Annotated in this window: 17 protein-coding genes and 1 pseudogene; 6 read left to right on the forward strand and 12 right to left on the reverse strand. The window is 72.7% G+C overall.

Annotated elements, in window-relative coordinates:
- Nucleotides 1-17: 17 nt before the first annotated feature.
- Together ACIP84_RS06305 and ACIP84_RS06310 are read right to left on the reverse strand one after the other, a co-directional pair.
- On the reverse strand, nucleotides 18-899 hold the full coding sequence (locus ACIP84_RS06305) for an oxygenase MpaB family protein (RefSeq protein ID WP_401795118.1): 882 nt from the start codon (nucleotides 897-899) through the stop codon (nucleotides 18-20).
- 97 nt (nucleotides 900-996) lie between these two features.
- The gene (locus ACIP84_RS06310; RefSeq protein WP_030313635.1) at nucleotides 997-1,485 is read right to left on the reverse strand and encodes an ATP synthase F0 subunit B; all 489 of its coding nucleotides are present in this window, start codon (nucleotides 1,483-1,485) and stop codon (nucleotides 997-999) included.
- Between the two features lie 158 nt (nucleotides 1,486-1,643).
- On the opposite strand from ACIP84_RS06310, the gene sph reads away from it, so the two are divergent.
- The gene (sph, locus tag ACIP84_RS06315; protein WP_401795122.1) at nucleotides 1,644-2,648 is read left to right on the forward strand and encodes a sphingomyelin phosphodiesterase; all 1,005 of its coding nucleotides are present in this window, start codon (nucleotides 1,644-1,646) and stop codon (nucleotides 2,646-2,648) included.
- 35 nt (nucleotides 2,649-2,683) lie between these two features.
- Here the strand turns inward: sph and ACIP84_RS06320 are convergent, their stop codons facing one another.
- Complete coding sequence (locus tag ACIP84_RS06320; protein ID WP_355958978.1) at nucleotides 2,684-3,205, reverse strand: hypothetical protein; 522 nt, start codon at nucleotides 3,203-3,205, stop codon at nucleotides 2,684-2,686.
- Between the two features lie 100 nt (nucleotides 3,206-3,305).
- A pseudogene (locus ACIP84_RS06325) lies at nucleotides 3,306-3,497 on the reverse strand (Appr-1-p processing protein); the annotation flags it as partial.
- A gap of 184 nt (nucleotides 3,498-3,681) precedes the next feature.
- Between ACIP84_RS06325 and ACIP84_RS06330 the strand changes: the two are divergent.
- Nucleotides 3,682-4,419: a MerR family transcriptional regulator gene (locus ACIP84_RS06330; protein ID WP_355958976.1), complete on the forward strand. Its 738-nt coding sequence runs from the start codon at nucleotides 3,682-3,684 to the stop codon at nucleotides 4,417-4,419.
- A 77-nt stretch (nucleotides 4,420-4,496) separates the two neighbouring features.
- Here ACIP84_RS06330 and ACIP84_RS06335 read toward each other — a convergent pair whose 3' ends face one another.
- From ACIP84_RS06335 to ACIP84_RS06350, 4 genes are all read right to left on the reverse strand, one after another.
- The gene (locus ACIP84_RS06335) at nucleotides 4,497-6,671 is read right to left on the reverse strand and encodes a 3-hydroxyacyl-CoA dehydrogenase NAD-binding domain-containing protein (RefSeq protein WP_401795125.1); all 2,175 of its coding nucleotides are present in this window, start codon (nucleotides 6,669-6,671) and stop codon (nucleotides 4,497-4,499) included.
- 47 nt (nucleotides 6,672-6,718) lie between these two features.
- Nucleotides 6,719-7,933 (reverse strand): acetyl-CoA C-acetyltransferase, encoded by a 1,215-nt coding sequence (locus tag ACIP84_RS06340; RefSeq protein WP_355958972.1) that lies wholly within the window; start codon nucleotides 7,931-7,933, stop codon nucleotides 6,719-6,721.
- Nucleotides 7,934-8,000: 67 nt separating this feature from the next.
- A complete protein-coding gene (locus ACIP84_RS06345; RefSeq protein ID WP_401795129.1) occupies nucleotides 8,001-9,152 on the reverse strand; it encodes an acyl-CoA dehydrogenase family protein in 1,152 nt (383 codons plus the stop codon).
- 31 nt (nucleotides 9,153-9,183) lie between these two features.
- Entirely contained in the window at nucleotides 9,184-10,341 is a 1,158-nt protein-coding gene (locus tag ACIP84_RS06350; RefSeq protein WP_401795132.1) for a CaiB/BaiF CoA transferase family protein, read from the reverse strand.
- A gap of 251 nt (nucleotides 10,342-10,592) precedes the next feature.
- Here ACIP84_RS06350 and ACIP84_RS06355 point away from each other — a divergent pair, with 251 nt between their 5' ends.
- On the forward strand, nucleotides 10,593-11,843 hold the full coding sequence (locus ACIP84_RS06355; protein ID WP_401795135.1) for a saccharopine dehydrogenase family protein: 1,251 nt from the start codon (nucleotides 10,593-10,595) through the stop codon (nucleotides 11,841-11,843).
- Nucleotides 11,844-11,871: 28 nt separating this feature from the next.
- On the opposite strand, the gene ACIP84_RS06360 is transcribed toward ACIP84_RS06355, so the two are convergent.
- The 3 genes from ACIP84_RS06360 to ACIP84_RS06370 all read right to left on the reverse strand — a co-directional run bounded on the left by ACIP84_RS06360 (nucleotide 11,872) and on the right by ACIP84_RS06370 (nucleotide 13,232).
- On the reverse strand, nucleotides 11,872-12,243 hold the full coding sequence (locus tag ACIP84_RS06360) for a VOC family protein (protein WP_355958965.1): 372 nt from the start codon (nucleotides 12,241-12,243) through the stop codon (nucleotides 11,872-11,874).
- Complete coding sequence (locus ACIP84_RS06365; RefSeq protein WP_401795138.1) at nucleotides 12,240-12,374, reverse strand: hypothetical protein; 135 nt, start codon at nucleotides 12,372-12,374, stop codon at nucleotides 12,240-12,242. The genes ACIP84_RS06360 and ACIP84_RS06365 overlap by 4 nt, the downstream gene beginning before the upstream one ends.
- A gap of 162 nt (nucleotides 12,375-12,536) precedes the next feature.
- Entirely contained in the window at nucleotides 12,537-13,232 is a 696-nt protein-coding gene (locus ACIP84_RS06370; RefSeq protein WP_401795141.1) for an endonuclease V, read from the reverse strand.
- A gap of 121 nt (nucleotides 13,233-13,353) precedes the next feature.
- Here ACIP84_RS06370 and ACIP84_RS06375 point away from each other — a divergent pair, with 121 nt between their 5' ends.
- On the forward strand, nucleotides 13,354-13,653 hold the full coding sequence (locus ACIP84_RS06375) for a YciI family protein (RefSeq protein ID WP_401795143.1): 300 nt from the start codon (nucleotides 13,354-13,356) through the stop codon (nucleotides 13,651-13,653).
- Nucleotides 13,654-13,773: 120 nt separating this feature from the next.
- Here the strand turns inward: ACIP84_RS06375 and ACIP84_RS06380 are convergent, their stop codons facing one another.
- Nucleotides 13,774-14,871 carry a WD40/YVTN/BNR-like repeat-containing protein gene (locus tag ACIP84_RS06380; RefSeq protein WP_401795146.1) on the reverse strand — a complete coding sequence of 366 codons (1,098 nt, stop codon included), beginning with the start codon at nucleotides 14,869-14,871 and terminating at the stop codon, nucleotides 13,774-13,776.
- 76 nt (nucleotides 14,872-14,947) lie between these two features.
- Between ACIP84_RS06380 and ACIP84_RS06385 the strand changes: the two genes are divergently transcribed.
- On the forward strand, nucleotides 14,948-15,412 hold the full coding sequence (locus tag ACIP84_RS06385; RefSeq protein WP_401795149.1) for a (4Fe-4S)-binding protein: 465 nt from the start codon (nucleotides 14,948-14,950) through the stop codon (nucleotides 15,410-15,412).
- 183 nt (nucleotides 15,413-15,595) lie between these two features.
- Nucleotides 15,596-16,012: an SsgA family sporulation/cell division regulator gene (locus tag ACIP84_RS06390; protein ID WP_319313509.1), complete on the forward strand. Its 417-nt coding sequence runs from the start codon at nucleotides 15,596-15,598 to the stop codon at nucleotides 16,010-16,012.
- Nucleotides 16,013-16,119 lie beyond the last annotated feature (107 nt).

The raw sequence follows: 16,119 nt of genomic DNA on the forward strand, positions 1-16,119 counted from the left end.
GTCACCCCGGCCGTCCGTCAGCGCGTCGCGCGGCGGGCGGCCTCTCGGGCCTTCCGGGCCAGCGGCAGATAGCGCAGCGGCTCCGGCAGGACGGGGACCACCGCCCGGACCACCCGGGCGAAGCGGCGCAGCGCCCGCTCCTGCTCGTCCGTCCATGCGAGCCCGATGGCCTCCCGGGCGTCCGGCGGCATCATGCCGACGGTGAGGAAGGCACGCAGCCGCAGGAACGGGCGGCGCAGGACCGGCCAGAGCAGCCGGAGGGCGAGCCGGAGCGGCAGCGGACCCCGGTCGGGGGCCGGCACGGGCTGGTCGGGGTCGAGCAGCTCGCGGACGACGACGGTGGCCTCCAGCTCGTCCGCGAGGACCTTCCGGTAGTACGGCCAGAACTCCTCGATCGTCTGCGGCATGTCCCGGTCGTGGATGCCGAGGATCCTGCCGACCTGGAGCCACTCGGCGTACAGCTGCCGTTCCTGCGCCTCGGTGAGGGGGCGGGCGAGCAGGCGGAGGCCGTGCGCGTAGACGGGGAAGCCGGTCGCGTGCACCCAGGAGTAGTAGGCGGGGGTCAGTGCGTGGTAGCGGCGCCCGTGGGCGTCGGTGCCCTGGATCTCGCGGTGCAGCTGCCGGAGGCGGCGCCCCTCCCGCGCGGCGTCCTCGCCGCCGTAGATCCACAGCTGGACCGAGCGCAGGGAGCGTTCACCGCGACCCCAGGGGTCGGTGCGGAAGACCGAGTGGGCGTCGACGCCGGCGCCGATGGCGGGGTGGGCGACCTGCATCGTGAGGGCGGCGGGAAGCATCAGGAGCGCCCGGATGTCCCCGGCGACGCTCCACAGCACGCCGCCGACGGGCGGCGGCGCCGGATCGCCGTCGGGGATCCGGACGGCGGACTTCGTCTCTTCCATGGGGCTCTCTCCTCACACTCCAGGCTGCACCCACGACGAAGGGGCCGTCACCCGGGCGTTTCGGCCCCTGGTGACGGCCCCTTCCGGGGAGTACGGGTCAGCCGCGGTCGGCGCCGACCGGCTCGCCGACGATACGGGCGGCGAGGGCGTGGGCCCAGGCGTCGACGTCGGCGTTGAGCTCGCGCTCGGCGGCGGCGCGCTCCTCAGCGATCTTGGCGGAACCGGCGGCGATGATCGACTCGCGCTCGGCGTTGCCCTCGGCGCGGGCGGCGGCGATGGCGACGGAGCCCTCCTCGACGGCCTTGGAGCGGATACGGGCGGCCTCGTGGCGGGCCTCGGCCAGCTCGGCCTCGTACTGCTCGCGGATCTGGGTGGCCTCGGAGCGCAGGTCGTCGGCGCGCTCGGTGCCGCCGTCGATGGCGTCCTCGCGCTCGTCGAGCGTGCGCCGGATCTTCGGCAGGATGCCCTTCGCCAGGATGAGGAAGGTGAGGGCGAACAGCACCAGGCCGAGGATGAGCTCCGCCCAGACAGGGTTGAGCGGACCGAGGTCCATCTTGAAGACAGTCGAGTTCGAAGCGAGGGTCATGCGCGCATTCTACCTGCTAGAAAAAGCGACAATTCGGGCTACCTGGCGAGAGTTGTCGCGTTCGTGCCGGCCCGGCCAGATTCCCGGCATCCAAAGGCTACCGGAAGGTAACCCCGGCTGATTGTATGTGCCGCGCCAGCACAACCCCCCACACCCTCATGGGAGTTCCTGTGTCGCTCGCCGCGCTCCGCCGCGCCCCTGGCGCCGCCCTGTCCCTGGCCGTCGCCGCCGCCACTCTCGCCGCGACCGCTCCGGGGGCGACCGCCGCCTCCGCGGGGGCGGTCGCCGAGGCCCCGCGGCTGAAGGTGCTCACGTACAACGCGTTCCTGTTCTCGAAGACGCTCTACCCGAACTGGGGCCAGGACCACCGGGCCAAGGCGATACCCGCCGCCCCCTGGTACCAGGGCCAGGACGTCGTCGTCGTCCAGGAGGCCTTCGACAACTCCGCCTCGGACGCCCTCAAGGCGAACTCCGCCGGCCAGTACCCGTACCAGACCCCGGTCCTCGGCCGCAGCAAGAGCGGCTGGGACGCCACCAGCGGCTCCTACTCCTCGACCACCCCCGAGGACGGCGGGGTGACGATCCTCAGCAAGTGGCCGATCGTCCGCAAGGAGCAGCACGTCTACAAGGACGCCTGCGGCGCCGACTGGTGGTCGAACAAGGGCTTCGCCTACGCCGTGCTCGACGTGAACGGCAGCAAGGTCCACGTCGTCGGCACCCACGCCCAGTCCACCGACCCCGGCTGCGCAGCGGGCGAGGCGGCGCAGACGCGCAGCCGGCAGTTCAAGACGATCGACGCCTTCCTCGACGCCAAGAACATCCCGGCCGGCGAGCAGGTGATCGTCGCCGGTGACATGAACGTGGACTCGCACACGCCCGAGTACGGCACGATGCTCGCCGACGCGGGCCTGGCGGGGGCCGACGCCCGCACCGGCCACCCGTACTCCTTCGACACCGACCTGAACTCGATCGCCTCCGAGCGCTACCCGGACGACCCGCGCGAGGACCTCGACCACGTCCTCTACCGCTCGGGGAACGCCCGGCCGGCGAACTGGACCAACCACGTGGTCCTGGAGAAGAGCGCCCCGTGGACGGTCTCCAGCTGGGGCACGAGCTACACGTACACCAACCTGAGCGACCACTACCCGGTCACCGGCTTCTGAACTGACCGGCGGGCGGACGGCGCGGGACGTCAGCGTCAGTACCCGTATCCGCCGCCGAAGAGGCTGTAGAGCCAGGCACCGAGGACCCCGGCGACACAAAGCAGCACGACGAAGGAACCCAGGCTCGTGTGCCGCTCCCTGCGGGGGCGGCCGGGTCGGGCGGCACGCGCCGCGCGACCCGGCTTCCCCGGTCTGCCCGGCCCGCCCCGCTTCCCGGACTCGGCCGTCCGCCCCGCACGCGTCGCCTGCGCCGGGGCGGTCTCGGCGACGGCGGCGACCTCGGCGAGCATCCGCCGGCAGACGGCCGCGAGCTCGGCGGTGCCGGCCTTGAGATCGACGACCACCTCGGTACGGGCGGGGGCGGTGGTGCCCCCGTCGAGAAGCCGCCCGGCACGAAGCAGCGCCTGGTCCTTGCCCCCGGTGGGGCCGAGGCTTATCCAGCGGCGCACATGCTCGCCCCGTATCACCACACCGCCGCCCCGCTCCCGGTAGACGGTGTGCTCCCGCCACAGGACCCCGGCCAACTCGTCGGCCGTCTCCCTGAGTTGCGTGTACATCTGACTCCCCTGTTCCCGTTCCCCCAGTTCGAACAGCCGCAGACTCTAGCCCCCGACACCGACACCCCCCACGACGCCCCCGCCCCGCCGCCCGTTACGCGCCGAAGTCGTTCCGCTCGCGGGCTCGGTGCCACTGCCGGAAGGCGGCCTCGGGCTCCGGCCAGCGGCGGGAGACGGCCCGGACGAAGCCCCAGCCCCAGCCGCCGATGTCGTTGCAGACGTGGGCGATGATCCTCACGCCCCCGCCCCGCGGCGCGGTCGCGTCCCCCCGGACGTACGTGATCCCGTTCATGGTGATCACGCTACGACGCCGCACTGACAGCGCCGCCCGGCGGGAACCGGGCCTCCCGGGCGGGAGCGGGTCTCCTCGACCTCGAACGTGCGACGGGCTTTTACAGCTCTGGTGAGACAGCAATACTGTCCCAGTCGGCCTCGGCGGCCGGATTCTGCTGTGGATCGGAAGCGAGGCACCTCGGATGGGCGTCGGGAGCGACGAGGAGGGCGGGCCCACCTACACCGTCGACGAGCTGGCCGCACGGGCCGGCGTCACGGTGCGGACCGTGCGGTTCTACGGGACCCGCGGGCTCCTTCCGCCGCCCGTCATCGGGGCGCGCCGCGTCGGCCACTACGGGCAGAGCCATCTGTCGCGGCTGGCGCTGATCGAGGAGCTCCAGCGGCAGGGGATGACGCTGGCCGCGATCGAGCGGTACCTGGAGCAGCTGCCGCCCGACCTCAGCGCGCAGGACCTGGCGATCCACCGGGCCCTGGTGGCCTCCTGGGCGCCGGAGTCCGCCGAGTCCATCACCCGGCGGGAGCTGGAGCGGCGGGCCGGGCGGGAGCTGACCGAGCGGGACGTGGACCGGCTGGCCGCGATGGGCGTGCTCGACCGGACCGCCGACGACGACACCTTCCGGCTCGACGGGGCCCTGCTGCGGCTCGGTGTCGAGCTGCTCGACGTGCCCATCGAGCACGAGACGATCCTCGCCTCCCGGACCGTTCTCCTGGAGCACGCGCGGGCCGCGGCGCAGGAGCTCTCCCGGCTCTTCCGGGACGAGGTGTGGAGCCCGTACCGGGAGAGCGGGGAGGACCCGGACCACCTGAGCGCGATGAGGTCGCTCTCGGCGCACATGCAGCCGATGGTGGTCCAGGCCCTCCTCACGGCCTTCCAGCGCTCGCTGAGCGAGGAGCTGAGGACGGCGTTCAGGCGTCGGTGAGGAGGCGGCCGGGCGCCGGGCCCGTCGGTGCGGGGGCCGGCCGGCCCCTCGCCGACGGGCCCGGCGCCCGGTGTCCGTCACGCGTCGGTGAAGACCTCGCCCCGCTCGGCCTTCTGGACCAGGAGCGCGGGCGGGGTGAACCGCTCGCCGTACGACTCGGTGAGCTCGCGCGCGCGGGCTACGAAGCCGGGCAGACCGCCCTCGTAGCCGTTGATGTACTGGAGGATGCCGCCCGTCCAGGCCGGGAAGCCGATGCCCATGATGGAGCCGATGTTGGCGTCGGCGACCGAGGTGAGGACGCCCTCCTCCAGGAGCCGGACGGTGTCCAGGGCCTCGGAGAACAGCATCCGCTCCTGCATGTCGCGGAACGGGATCTCGTAGCCGGGCTTGGCGAAGTGCTCGCGCAGGCCGGGCCAGAGCTTCCCCCTCCTGCCGTCCTCGCCGTACTCGTAGAAGCCCGCGCCGCCGCTGCGTCCGGGCCGCCCGAACTCGTCGACCATGCGGTCGATCACGGCCTCGCCCGGGTGGCTGGTCCAGGTGCCGCCGGCCTCCTCGATCGCCCGCTTCGTCTCGTTGCGGATCTTCCGCGGGAGGGTCAGGGTCAGCTCGTCCATCAGGGAGAGGACCTTGGCCGGGTAGCCGGCCTGCGCGGCGGCCTGCTCGACGGAGGCGGGCTCGACGCCCTCACCGACCATGGCGACGCCCTCGTTGATGAAGTGGCCGATCACCCGGGAGGTGAAGAAGCCGCGCGAGTCGTTGACGACGATCGGCGTCTTGTTGATCTGCCGGACCAGGTCGAAGGCGCGGGCGATCGTCTCGTCGCCGGTCCGCTCGCCCTTGATGATCTCGACGAGCGGCATCTTGTCGACGGGCGAGAAGAAGTGCAGCCCGATGAAGTCGCTCTGCCGCTCCACACCCTCGGCGAGGACGGAGATCGGCAGGGTCGAGGTGTTGGAGCAGAGCAGCGCGTCGGGCTCGACGACGGCCTGGATCTCCTGGAAGACCTTGTGCTTGAGCGCCGTGTCCTCGAAGACCGCCTCGATGACGGCGTCGCAGCCCGCCAGGTCCCTGACCTCGGCGGTCGGCGTGATCCGGGCGAGGAGGGCGTCGGCCTTCTCCTGGGTCGTACGGCCGCGCTTGACCGCCTTGGCGCAGAGCGCCTCGGAGTACGCCTTGCCCTTCGCCGCGGACTCGGCGGAGACGTCCTTGAGGACGACCTCGATGCCGGCGCGGGCGCAGGAGTACGCGATGCCGGCGCCCATCATGCCCGCGCCGAGGACGGCGACCTTGCGGACCGGACGGGGCTCGACGCCCTTGGGGCGGCTGGCGCCGGAGTTGACGGCCTGGAGGTCGAAGAAGAACGCCTGGATCATGTTCTTCGCCGTCTGCCCGGTGACGAGCTCGGTGAAGTAGCGGCTCTCGATGGTGGCCGCGGTCTCGAAGTCGACCTGGGAGCCCTCGACGGCGGCGGCCATGATGGCGCGCGGCGCCGGGTAGGGCGCGCCGTTGAGCTGCTTGCGCAGGTTGGCGGGGAAGGCGGGGAGGTTGGCGGCGAACTTCGGGTTCGACGGGGTGCCGCCGGGGATCCGGTAGCCGGGGACGTCCCAGGGCTGCCGGGACTCGGGGTGGGTGTCGATGAAGGCGATGGCCTTGGCCATCATCTCCTCGGGGGTGGCGGCCACCTCGTGGACGAGGCCGCTGTCGAGGGCGCGCCTCGGGGCGTACTGGGTGCCCTGGAGGAGGACCTTGAGCAGGGCGTCGGTGATGCCCATGAGGCGGACGGTGCGGGTGACGCCGCCGCCGCCCGGGAGCAGGCCGAGGGTGACCTCGGGCAGGCCGATCTTGGAGCCGGGGGCGTCGAGGGCGACGCGGTGGTGGGAGGCGAGGGCGATCTCGTAGCCGCCGCCGAGCGCGGCGCCGTTGATCGCGGCGACGACGGGCTTGCCGAGGGTCTCGATGCGGCGCAGCGCGTTCTTCATCAGGAGGGCGCCGTCGAAGATGTCCTGGGCGTGCTCGGGCCCCGCCTGGATCATGTCCTTGAGGTCGCCGCCGGCGAAGAAGGTCTTCTTCGCGGAGGTGTAGATGATGCCGCGGATGGAGTCCTTCTCGGCCTCGATGCGGTCGGCGATCGCGACGATCGAGGCCCGGAAGGCCTGGTTCATGGTGTTGGCGGACTGGTTCGGGTCGTCGAGGACGAGGGTGACGATCCCGGTCGCGTCCTGCTCCCAGCGGATGGTGGTGCTCTCGCTCATGTCTCTGCTTCTCCGTGGATCCGTGAAGAGGGGTTCGGACGGGACGGTCAGACGCGCTCGACGACGGTGGCGATGCCCATGCCGCCGCCGACGCAGAGGGTGGCCAGGCCGTAGCGCTTGTCCTGCCGCTCCAGCTCGTCGACGAGGGTGCCGAGGATCATCGCGCCGGTGGCGCCGAGCGGGTGGCCGAGCGCGATGGCGCCGCCGTTGACGTTGACCTTGTCCAGGGTGATGCCCATGTCCTTGACGAAACGCAGCACGACGGCGGCGAAGGCCTCGTTGATCTCGATCAGGTCGATGTCGTCGATGGTGAGGCCGGCCTTGGCGAGGGCCTTGCGGGCGGCCGGCGCGGGGCCGGTCAGCATGATGGTCGGCTCGGAGCCGGAGACGGCGGCCGAGACGATCCGCGCGCGCGGGGCCAGGCCGTTGCGCTCGCCGGCCTCCTTCGAGCCGATGGCGACGAGGGAGGCGCCGTCGACGATGCCGGAGGAGTTGCCGGCGTGGTGGACGTGGTCGATCTCCTCGATCCAGTGGTACTTCTGCAGGGCGACGGCGTCGAAGCCGCCGAGCTCGCCGATGTCGGCGAAGGAGGGCTTGAGCCGGGCGAGGGAGTCGGCGGTGGTGCCGGGGCGCAGGAACTCGTCGTGATCGAGGACGGTCAGTCCGGCGCGGTCCTTGACGGGGACGATCGACCGGTCGAAGCGGCCGTCCTTGACGGCGGCCGCGGCGCGCTCCTGGGAGAGGGCGGCGTACTCGTCGACGTCGCGGCGGGTGAAGCCCTCGATGGTGGCGATGAGGTCGGCGCCGATGCCCTGCGGGACGAAGTTGGTCTCCAGGTTGGTCATCGGGTCGGCGAACCAGGCGCCGCCGTCGGAGGCCATCGGGACCCGGGACATGGACTCGACGCCGCCGGCGAGGACGAGGTCCTCCCAGCCGGAGCGGATCTTCATCGCGGCCATGTTGACCGCTTCGAGACCGGAGGCGCAGAAGCGGTTCTCCTGGACGCCGGCGACGGTGTCGGGGAGTCCGGCGGCGATGGCGGCGATCCGGGCGATGTCGGAGCCCTGGTCGCCGACGGGGCCGACGACGCCGAGGACGATGTCGTCGATGGCGGCCGGGTCGAGGCCGGGGTTCCGGGTCTGGATCTCCCGGATGAGGCCGACGACCAGGTCGATCGGCTTGGTGCCGTGCAGGGAGCCGGTGGCCTTGCCGCGTCCGCGCGGGGTGCGGATCGCGTCGTACACGTACGCTTCGGTGCTCACGGGAAGCCTTTCGCGATGAGGGCGATGAGGGTGGGTGGAACGGGGAACAGGATCGGGAGGCGGGGCGTCAGCCGAGGAGGGAACGGCCGATGATCTCCTTCATGATCTCGGTCGTGCCGCCGTAGATGGTCTGGATCCGGCCGTCGGTGTAGGCACGCGCGACCGGGAATTCGCTCATGTAGCCGTACCCGCCGTGCAGTTGCAGGCAGCGGTCGGCGACCCGCTTCTGGAGTTCGGTCGCCCACCACTTGGCCATGGAGGCGTGGACGGCGTCGAGCCCGGCCCCGTCCGGATCGCTGTGCTCCTCGATGCAGCGGTCGATGAACGTGCGGGTGACGGCGCACTCGGTGGCCATCTCGGCGATCTCGAAGCGGATGTGCTGGAGCCGGGAGAGCGGCCGTCCGAAGGCCTCGCGCTCCTTGACGTACGTGGTGGTGATCTCCAGGAGGTGTTCGGCGGCGGCGATGCCGGCCACGGCGATCGCCATCCGCTCCTGGGCGAGGTTGGTCATCAGGTGGACGAAGGCGCCGTTGAGCTCGCCGAGCAGGTTCTCCTTGGGGACGCGTACGTCGTTGAAGAACAGTTCGGCGGTGTCCTGGGACTTCTGGCCGATCTTGTCGAGGTTCCGGCCGCGTTCGAAGCCTTCCGCGCCGCGCTCGACGACGAGGAGGGAGAGGCCGTGGGCGCCGCCGTCGGGGGTGGTCCGGGCGACGACGACCACGAGGTCGGCGAGGATGCCGTTGGAGATGAAGGTCTTGGAGCCGTTGAGGATCCAGTGGTCGCCCCGGTCCTCGGCGGTCGTACGGATGCCCTGGAGGTCGGAGCCCGCGCCGGGTTCCGTCATGGCGATGGCGGTGATGGTCTCGCCGGAGCAGAATCCGGGCAGCCAGCGCCGCTTCTGCTCCTCGGTGCCGAGCGAGGTGAGGTACGGGCCGATGATGTCGTTGTGCAGACCGATGGCCAGGCCGGGGGTGCCGGCCCGGGTGAACTCCTCGGCGAGGACGGACGCGTAGCGGAAGTCGGGGGTGCCGCCGCCCCCGTACTCCTCGTCGACGGCGATGCCGAGGAGGCCCTGCCGTCCGGCGGCGAGCCAGACCTCGCGGGAGACGATGCCGTCCTTCTCCCACTGCTCGTAGTGGGGCAGCACCTCCTTCTCCAGGAAGGTGCGGACGGTGGCCCGGAAGGCCTCGTGGTCGGCGGTGTAGAGCTGGCGCTTCATACGGCGGTCTCCTGGGTCTGTGTCGGTCGGTTCACGCGTCGGACTCCTGGGTCCCGGCAGGGCTCTCCAAGGCGGGTACGGCCCAGTCGCGGGCGACCTCGGCGGTGTCGGCGCCGGGCAGGGCGGGTCCCCTGCGGAGGGTGCCGGGGGTGGCGGAGAAGCGGGGCGCGGGGGCGGGCTGGACGATGCCGCCCTGCTCGGTGAAGGTGCCGCGGGCGGCGAGGTGGGGGTGGGCCGGGGCCTCGCGCATCGAGAGGACGGGGGCGACGCAGGCGTCGCTGCCGTCGAAGGCGGCGGTCCACTCCTCGCGGGTACGGCTCCGGAAGCGGTCGGCGACCGCCTCGCGCAGTTCGGGCCAGCGGCCGAGGTCGCGACGGGCGGGGGCGACCTCCTCGATACCGAGGCGGCGGACGAACTCCGCGTAGAACTGCTCCTCCAGGGCGCCGACCGCCATGTGGCCGCCGTCGGAGGTCTCGTAGACGCCGTAGAAGGGGCAGCCGCCGTCCAGGAGGTTGACGCCCCGCCTGTCCTGCCAGCCGCCGGCGGCGAGCATGCCGTGGATCATGGTGGTGAGGTGGGCGGTGCCGTCGACGATCGCCGCGTCGACGACCTGGCCCTCGCCGTGCGCGCGGGCGTGCTGGAGGGCGGCGAGGACGCCGATGACGAGGTAGAGGGAGCCGCCCGCGTAGTCGCCGACGAGGTTGGCGGGGATGGTCGGCGGGCCGTCGGGGTCGGGGCCGATCATGCCGAGGGCGCCGGTGATGGCGATGTAGCCGATGTCGTGTCCGGCGGTCGCGGCGAGCGGGCCGTCCTGGCCCCAGCCGGTCATCCGGCCGTAGACGAGGCGCGGGTTGCGGGCGAGGCAGGCCTCGGGGCCGACGCCGAGGCGCTCGGCGACGCCGGGCCGGTAGCCCTCGATGAGGATGTCGGCGCGTTCGACCAGGTCGAGGACGGTGGCGGGGCCGTCCTCCGCCTTGAGGTCGACGACGGCCGAGCGCTTGTTGCGGTTGGTGAGGTCGCGGGCCGGGTCGATGCCCAGGCCGGGACCGCCGGGGCGGTCGACGCGTACGACGTCGGCGCCGAGGTCGGCGAGGAGCATCGCGGCGAAGGGGCCGGGGCCGATGCCGGCGAGTTCGACCACGCGTACCCCGGTGAGCGGGCCGTTCCCGGCGGTGTGCGTCGTGCTCATCGAGCCCCCAGGCATGTGTGACACCAATGATGTAACACCGAAGATGCTAGGAACGTGTTCCACTCGGCACAAGCCCCCCGGCCGAGCAAGCGCTTGGAAAATACCCGAGGCTGGGAGTGGGCGTACTCGCGGTCACCCGGGACAGGTACTCGGGAGTAGGGCGGCGGCGGGGTGCGGTGCGGGACCCGCTATCCTCCGCCGACGACGAGCACCGCGCACGGCGGCGCGGCACGGCCGAAATGAGGGGCTGTATGGACACAGGGGCGGACGCGGGACGGGATGCCGGGGCGCGGCACGAGGTCGCGGCGCGGCCGGCGGCGGGAGCCGAGGCGGCCAGGGCCTACGACGTGGCCCTCTTCGGGGCGACCGGATTCGTCGGCGAACTCACCGCCGAGTATCTGGCCGCGCACGCGCCCGCGGAGTGCCGCTGGGCGCTCGCCGGGCGCAACCGGGCGGGGCTCACGGCGCTGCGCGAGCGGCTCGCCGCCCGGTGGCCGCACTGCGCCGGGCTTCCGCTGGTCGTCGCGGACGCCGCCGATCCCGATTCGCTGCGTGAACTCGCCGAGTCCGCCCGGGTGGTGGCCACCACGGTCGGCCCCTACGTCTGGTACGGCGACGGTCTCGTCGGCGCGTGCGCCGAGGCGGGAACGGACTATGTGGACCTGACCGGCGAGGCCGAGTTCGTCGACCTGACGTACGTACGGCACGACGCGCGCGCCCGGGAGACCGGCGCCCGCATCGTGCACGCCTGCGGCTTCGACTCCGTCCCGCACGACCTGGGCGTCTACTTCACCGTCCAGCAGCTCCCGGAGGACGTACCGCTCCGGGTGGACGGCTTCGTCCGGGCCGGGGCGCAGTTCTCCGGTGGCACCTTCGCGTCCGCGCTGACCGCGTTCGGCCGGGGCCGGGAGATTCTGCGGGCGGCGCACGAACGGCGGCTGCACGAACCGCGGCTGGTCGGACGCCGGGCCCGTGCACCGCTGGGCGGGCCGCGGTTCAGCCGGGAGACCGGGACCTGGGCGCTGCCGCTGCCGACGCTCGACCCGCAGGTCGTGGCCCGGTCGGCGGCGGCCATCGACCGGTACGGGCCGGACTTCCGCTACCGGCACTACGCCTCCGTGAAGACGCTCCCGATGGCCCTCGGGGGCACCGCGGCCATCGGAGTGGGCGTGACGGCGGCCCAACTGCCTCCGGTCCGCGCCTGGCTGATGCAGCGTTACCAGGCGGGCCAGGGCCCGTCCGCCGAGCGGCGGGCCCGCAGCTGGTTCTCGGTCCGCTTCGTCGGCGAGGGCGGCGGACGCCGGGTGTTCACCGAGGTCTCGGGCGGTGACCCGGGGTACGACGAGACGGCGAAGATGCTCGCCGAATCGGCGCTCAGCCTCGCCTTCGACCCGCTGCCGAAGACGTCGGGCCAGGTGACGACGGCGGTGGCGATGGGCGACGCGCTCATCGACCGGCTGCGGGCGGCGGGCATCCGTTTCCGGGTGGCACACCGGGGCTGATCGGCGCGGAACGGCGGTGCGGGAGGGGTCAGGGCCGCACGAGACGGAAGGGGTGACCGGCGGGGTCGGCGTAGACCCGCCAGGCCGCGTCGCCACCGCCGTCGTCGAGCGGTTCGGCCCCGAGCGCGAGGACGCCCTCGTGTGCGGCGTCGAGGTCGTCGACCCGCACGTCGAGGTGGAACTGCTGCTCGGGCGCACCCCAGACGGGCGGCCGGTGGTCGGCCACACTCTGGAAGGCGAGGACGGGACCGCCGTCACCACGCAACACGGCGGAACCCTCGCCGACGGCCCACCTGGCCTCGGGGGCGACCACCTCGCCTCCGATCAACCGCCGGTAGAACTCGGCGAGTTCCCGGGCGTCGGGGCAGTCGAGAACGAGGCACCGCAGACGCCCGATCACACCGAGGCCTGGTCGGCGGGAACGTACAGGATGGCGCGGACCCCGGCGGGGGCGACCGGAACGGCCCCGCACAGGATCAGGTTCGGGCCGCGCCCCGCGGAACGCGACGAAACGGAAAGGGGTGTTGTCATGCGCCCCACTCTGCCGGTGCCCCGCACCACCCGGTATCCGTACAGGTACTCAGCTTGCCGTTCGACGTACTCGGGATGTTCGGCCCGGTACCGGGCTTGGCCCTTCGCACCGCCCCCTTCTCCGGGGCGCCGGTGACACGGATCCGGCCCGCTCCGGGGGCATCAGGCCTCTCCCAGGGCCTCCCTCAAGGCGCTGCGGCACAGCGAGTCCGCGTGGCGGGTCGTCTCGGGGATGCGGTAGCGGGGGGTGAGGTGCAGCGTGTGGGCGCAGGCGTTGGCCAGCGAGACCCGGTGGCCGGCGGAGACGAAGACCGGTTTCACCCTGGCCCGGGTGCGCAGCGCGCGTCCGACCTCCTCGCCGGCCGCCAGGAGCGGGGCGAAGTCGCCGCGGTCCGGGCCGGGTTGCTCGTACGTGAAGGTGAAGGGGTTCTTCGCGACGCCGATGGACGGCCGGCCCGTGAGCACCCCGAGATGGCTGGCGAGGCCGAAGCGCCGGGGGTGGGCGAGGCCGTAGCCGTCGCACACGAGCAGGCCCGGGTCGGCTGCCAGGCGGTCGAGCGCGGCGAGGACCGTGGGGATCTCCCGGAAGGCGAGCAGCCCGGGGACGTACGGGAACGAGACCCGGCCGACCGCCGTGGCCTCCTCCACCACCCGCAGGGTCCGCGCGTCCAGGACGACGGCCGCGGCGGCGACGAGATCGCGCTCGTCGTCGTAGGCCACGTCGAGCCCCGTGACATGCCCTTCGCCGACCGCAGGCCCCTCCTCGTCGCGTACGAGGCGTCCGCGCAGCTCCTGCTGGACGGTCCGGGCGGCGGGCTCGTCGGCGGGCCAGCCCGCCGGAATCTCGATGATCGTCATGATGCGGGCCACCCTATGGGCGCCCGCCGACGGGCTCCCAGCCCCATGCCCCGGGAAAGGCGTGGTCCGGGGGCTGGGACGGCCCGCCGCGGTCCGGGCCTCGCCCGGTAGCCTGGCGATCATGTTCGTTCTGGAATTGACCTACACCGCGCCGGTCGAGCGCGTGGACGCGCTGCTCGACGCGCATGTCGAGTGGCTCGACGCGCAGTACGCCGCCGGCGTCATCGTCGCCTCGGGGCGCAAGAACCCGCGCGACGGCGGCGTGATCCTGGCCGCCGGGGTCGACCGCGCGGAGATCGAGAAGATCGTGGCGGCCGACCCGTTCAGCGTCGAGGGCGTCTGCGCGTACCGGATCACGGAGTTCTACGCGACCAGGACCGCCGAGGAGCTCGCCGCGTTCCGGGAGCAGCTTCCCTCCTGACGGCCCGGCCTGGGCCGCTCATGACGGCCCCGCCTGACAGCCCTGCCTCGGCCAGTCCTGACGGCCCCTCCTGACGGCCCTGATGGTCCCTCCTGGCGGCCCCTCCCGACGTCCTTCCCGTCAGTGCCGGCCGAGGCGGGCGATCCTGCCCTTCTCGCCCGCCGCCCAGCAGGAGCCGTCCGGCGTGCAGTCCACCGTGTCGTACGAGCCGGTGTCGACCGTGCGCCAGGTGCGGCCCCCGTCGGTGGTGAGGTCCGTGCCGGTCGGGCCGACGGCGAGCGCCGCGTTCCTGCTGTGCGGGAGCCAGGCGACGCCGGAGCGGTACGCGGGCGGCGGCGTGGACGAGGCCCGCCAGCTGCGGCCCCCGTTCCCGGTGACCGCCCCGGCCTGCGGGGACGGCTGGTCCTTTCGGTAGTCGCCGCCGACGGCGATGCCGTGCGCGCGGTCGCGGAAGGCGAGGCCGAAGACACCACGGGCCGGGTCGCCCGCCGGGATCGGTGTGACGGTGGCGGTCCAGGTCAGCCCCCGGTCGGCGGAGTGGAGCACGCGCGCGGTGGCGCCGCCGCCCGTCGCCAGCCACACGTCCCGCGGCCCTGCCGACACCAGGCACTGGCCGCTCGCGGCGAAGCCCGCCTCTCCGGGGAGCGCGTCCGGCATCCCGGTGTTCGGCAGCACCTGCCAGGACCGGCCGCCGTCGCGGGTGGAGAGGATGCGGTACCTGCCGTCGACCGGGTCGCTCATGGCGAGTCCGTGCCGGCGGTCGAAGAAGGTCATGCAGTCGTAGAAGGCCCGCGGATCGGTGTTGCGGAAGGACTCGGTCCAGGTGGCGCCGCCGTCCTCGGTGCGCAGCACGCGTGAGGCCTCGCCCTCCCCGATGGCGAGGACGACGGCCCTGCGGGCGTCGAACGCCTCCACGTCACGGAACTCCAGCTCGCCCGCGCCCGGCGGCGAGACGTTTCGCCAGCTCCGGCCGCCGTCGGTGGTCCGCAGCACCGTGCCCCGGGAGCCCGCGGCCCAGGCGGTCCTGCGGTCGACGGGCGCGAGCCCGCGGAACCGGGCGTCGGTACCGGTCGGCGTCAGCTGCCAGCTCGCCGTGTTCGTGTCGGTCGCCGCCGTGGGGGTCTCCCCGGCTCGCGCGGGCGCGGCCAGGGTCAGCGCGAGCGCCGCCCCGATCAGTCCCACCGACATCATTCGTCTCGTGTTCCCCATGGACGTCATGGCGCCGGAAACTAGTGCCCCCGGCCCCGCCCCGTCCAGGGTGCGTCCCTCGCGGGGCGTTCCTAGGCTGGGTGGCATGACCGACCGTACGAGCGAGCGAGCGCCCGACGAGAAGCCGAAGCTCAAGGAGTACGAGGGCGAGGGCATCACCGTCACGTTCGAGCCGCGCCGGTGTCTGCACGCGGCGGAGTGCGTGCACGGGCTGCCCGAGGTCTTCGATCTCTCCCGGCGTCCGTGGGTGCTGCCCGACGCCGCCGAGGCCGGTCTGGTGGCGGAGGTCGTCCGCCGGTGCCCCTCCGGGGCGCTGCAGTACCACCCGGCGGACGGCTCCGTCGAGCACCCCGACTCCCCCGTCTCCGTCCGCCGGACGCCGTCCGGTCAGCTCGTGATGCGCGGGGACCTGCTCGTGAGCGGCGCGTACGGCGGCCGGCACGAGACACGGGTGATGCTCTGCGGCTGCGGAGCCTCCGGAAACCAGCCGTACTGCGACCACTCCGGCCCCTGCGCCGAGCCGGACGACGACGCACTCGAAGCACGCTGACCCCTTCTGAACTGCGGCGATATGTTCGGCTTGGTGCCGTGCCCGGCCCTTGACGCATCCGTGACGCAGCTCACGCACATCCGGAGTGCACGTTCCGGCCGCTCCGCTCGTCTTGTCAGGTGTCAGGTGCCCTGGTGTCGGGGAGACGCACAGGATCCGAAGTCCGCGCGAAAGGAGCCGGTCGTGTCCGCCGTCATCGAGCAGGCCGTCCAGGCCCGTCTGGTCGCATCCGCTCCGCGGATGGAGACCGTCCCCGCCACTCTGCGGTACGACCGCGAGGACCCGTACGCCGTCAGCATGGCGTTCCCTCCTCCGGCGACCCTGGAGGGTGTCGAGGTCTCCTGGGCCTTCGCGCGTGAGCTGCTCGTCCAGGGCGTCGAGCGCCCGGCCGGCGTCGGGGACGTACGCCTCCGGCCGTACGGGTACGACCGCACGGTGGTCGAGTTCCACGCCCCGGAAGGCGTGGCGATGGTCCATGTCCGGACGTCGGAACTGCGCCGTTTCCTGGAGCGCTCGCAGCACCTGGTGCCGGCCGGCCGCGAGCACCAGTACCTGGACTGGGACCAGGATCTGACGGAGCTGCTGCGCGAGCACCCGTAGCGGTCACCGCCGGGTCTGCCCGTAATTCGTTTGCCCCTCTCCCGCTCTCCGGCCTACCGTTCATCACGTCCACGTCGTCGTCCGATCGGAGAAGGACGTTGCTCGTC

Origin of the sequence: Streptomyces sp. NPDC088707 (assembly GCF_044752725.1) — a bacterium.
Lineage (GTDB): Bacteria > Actinomycetota > Actinomycetes > Streptomycetales > Streptomycetaceae > Streptomyces.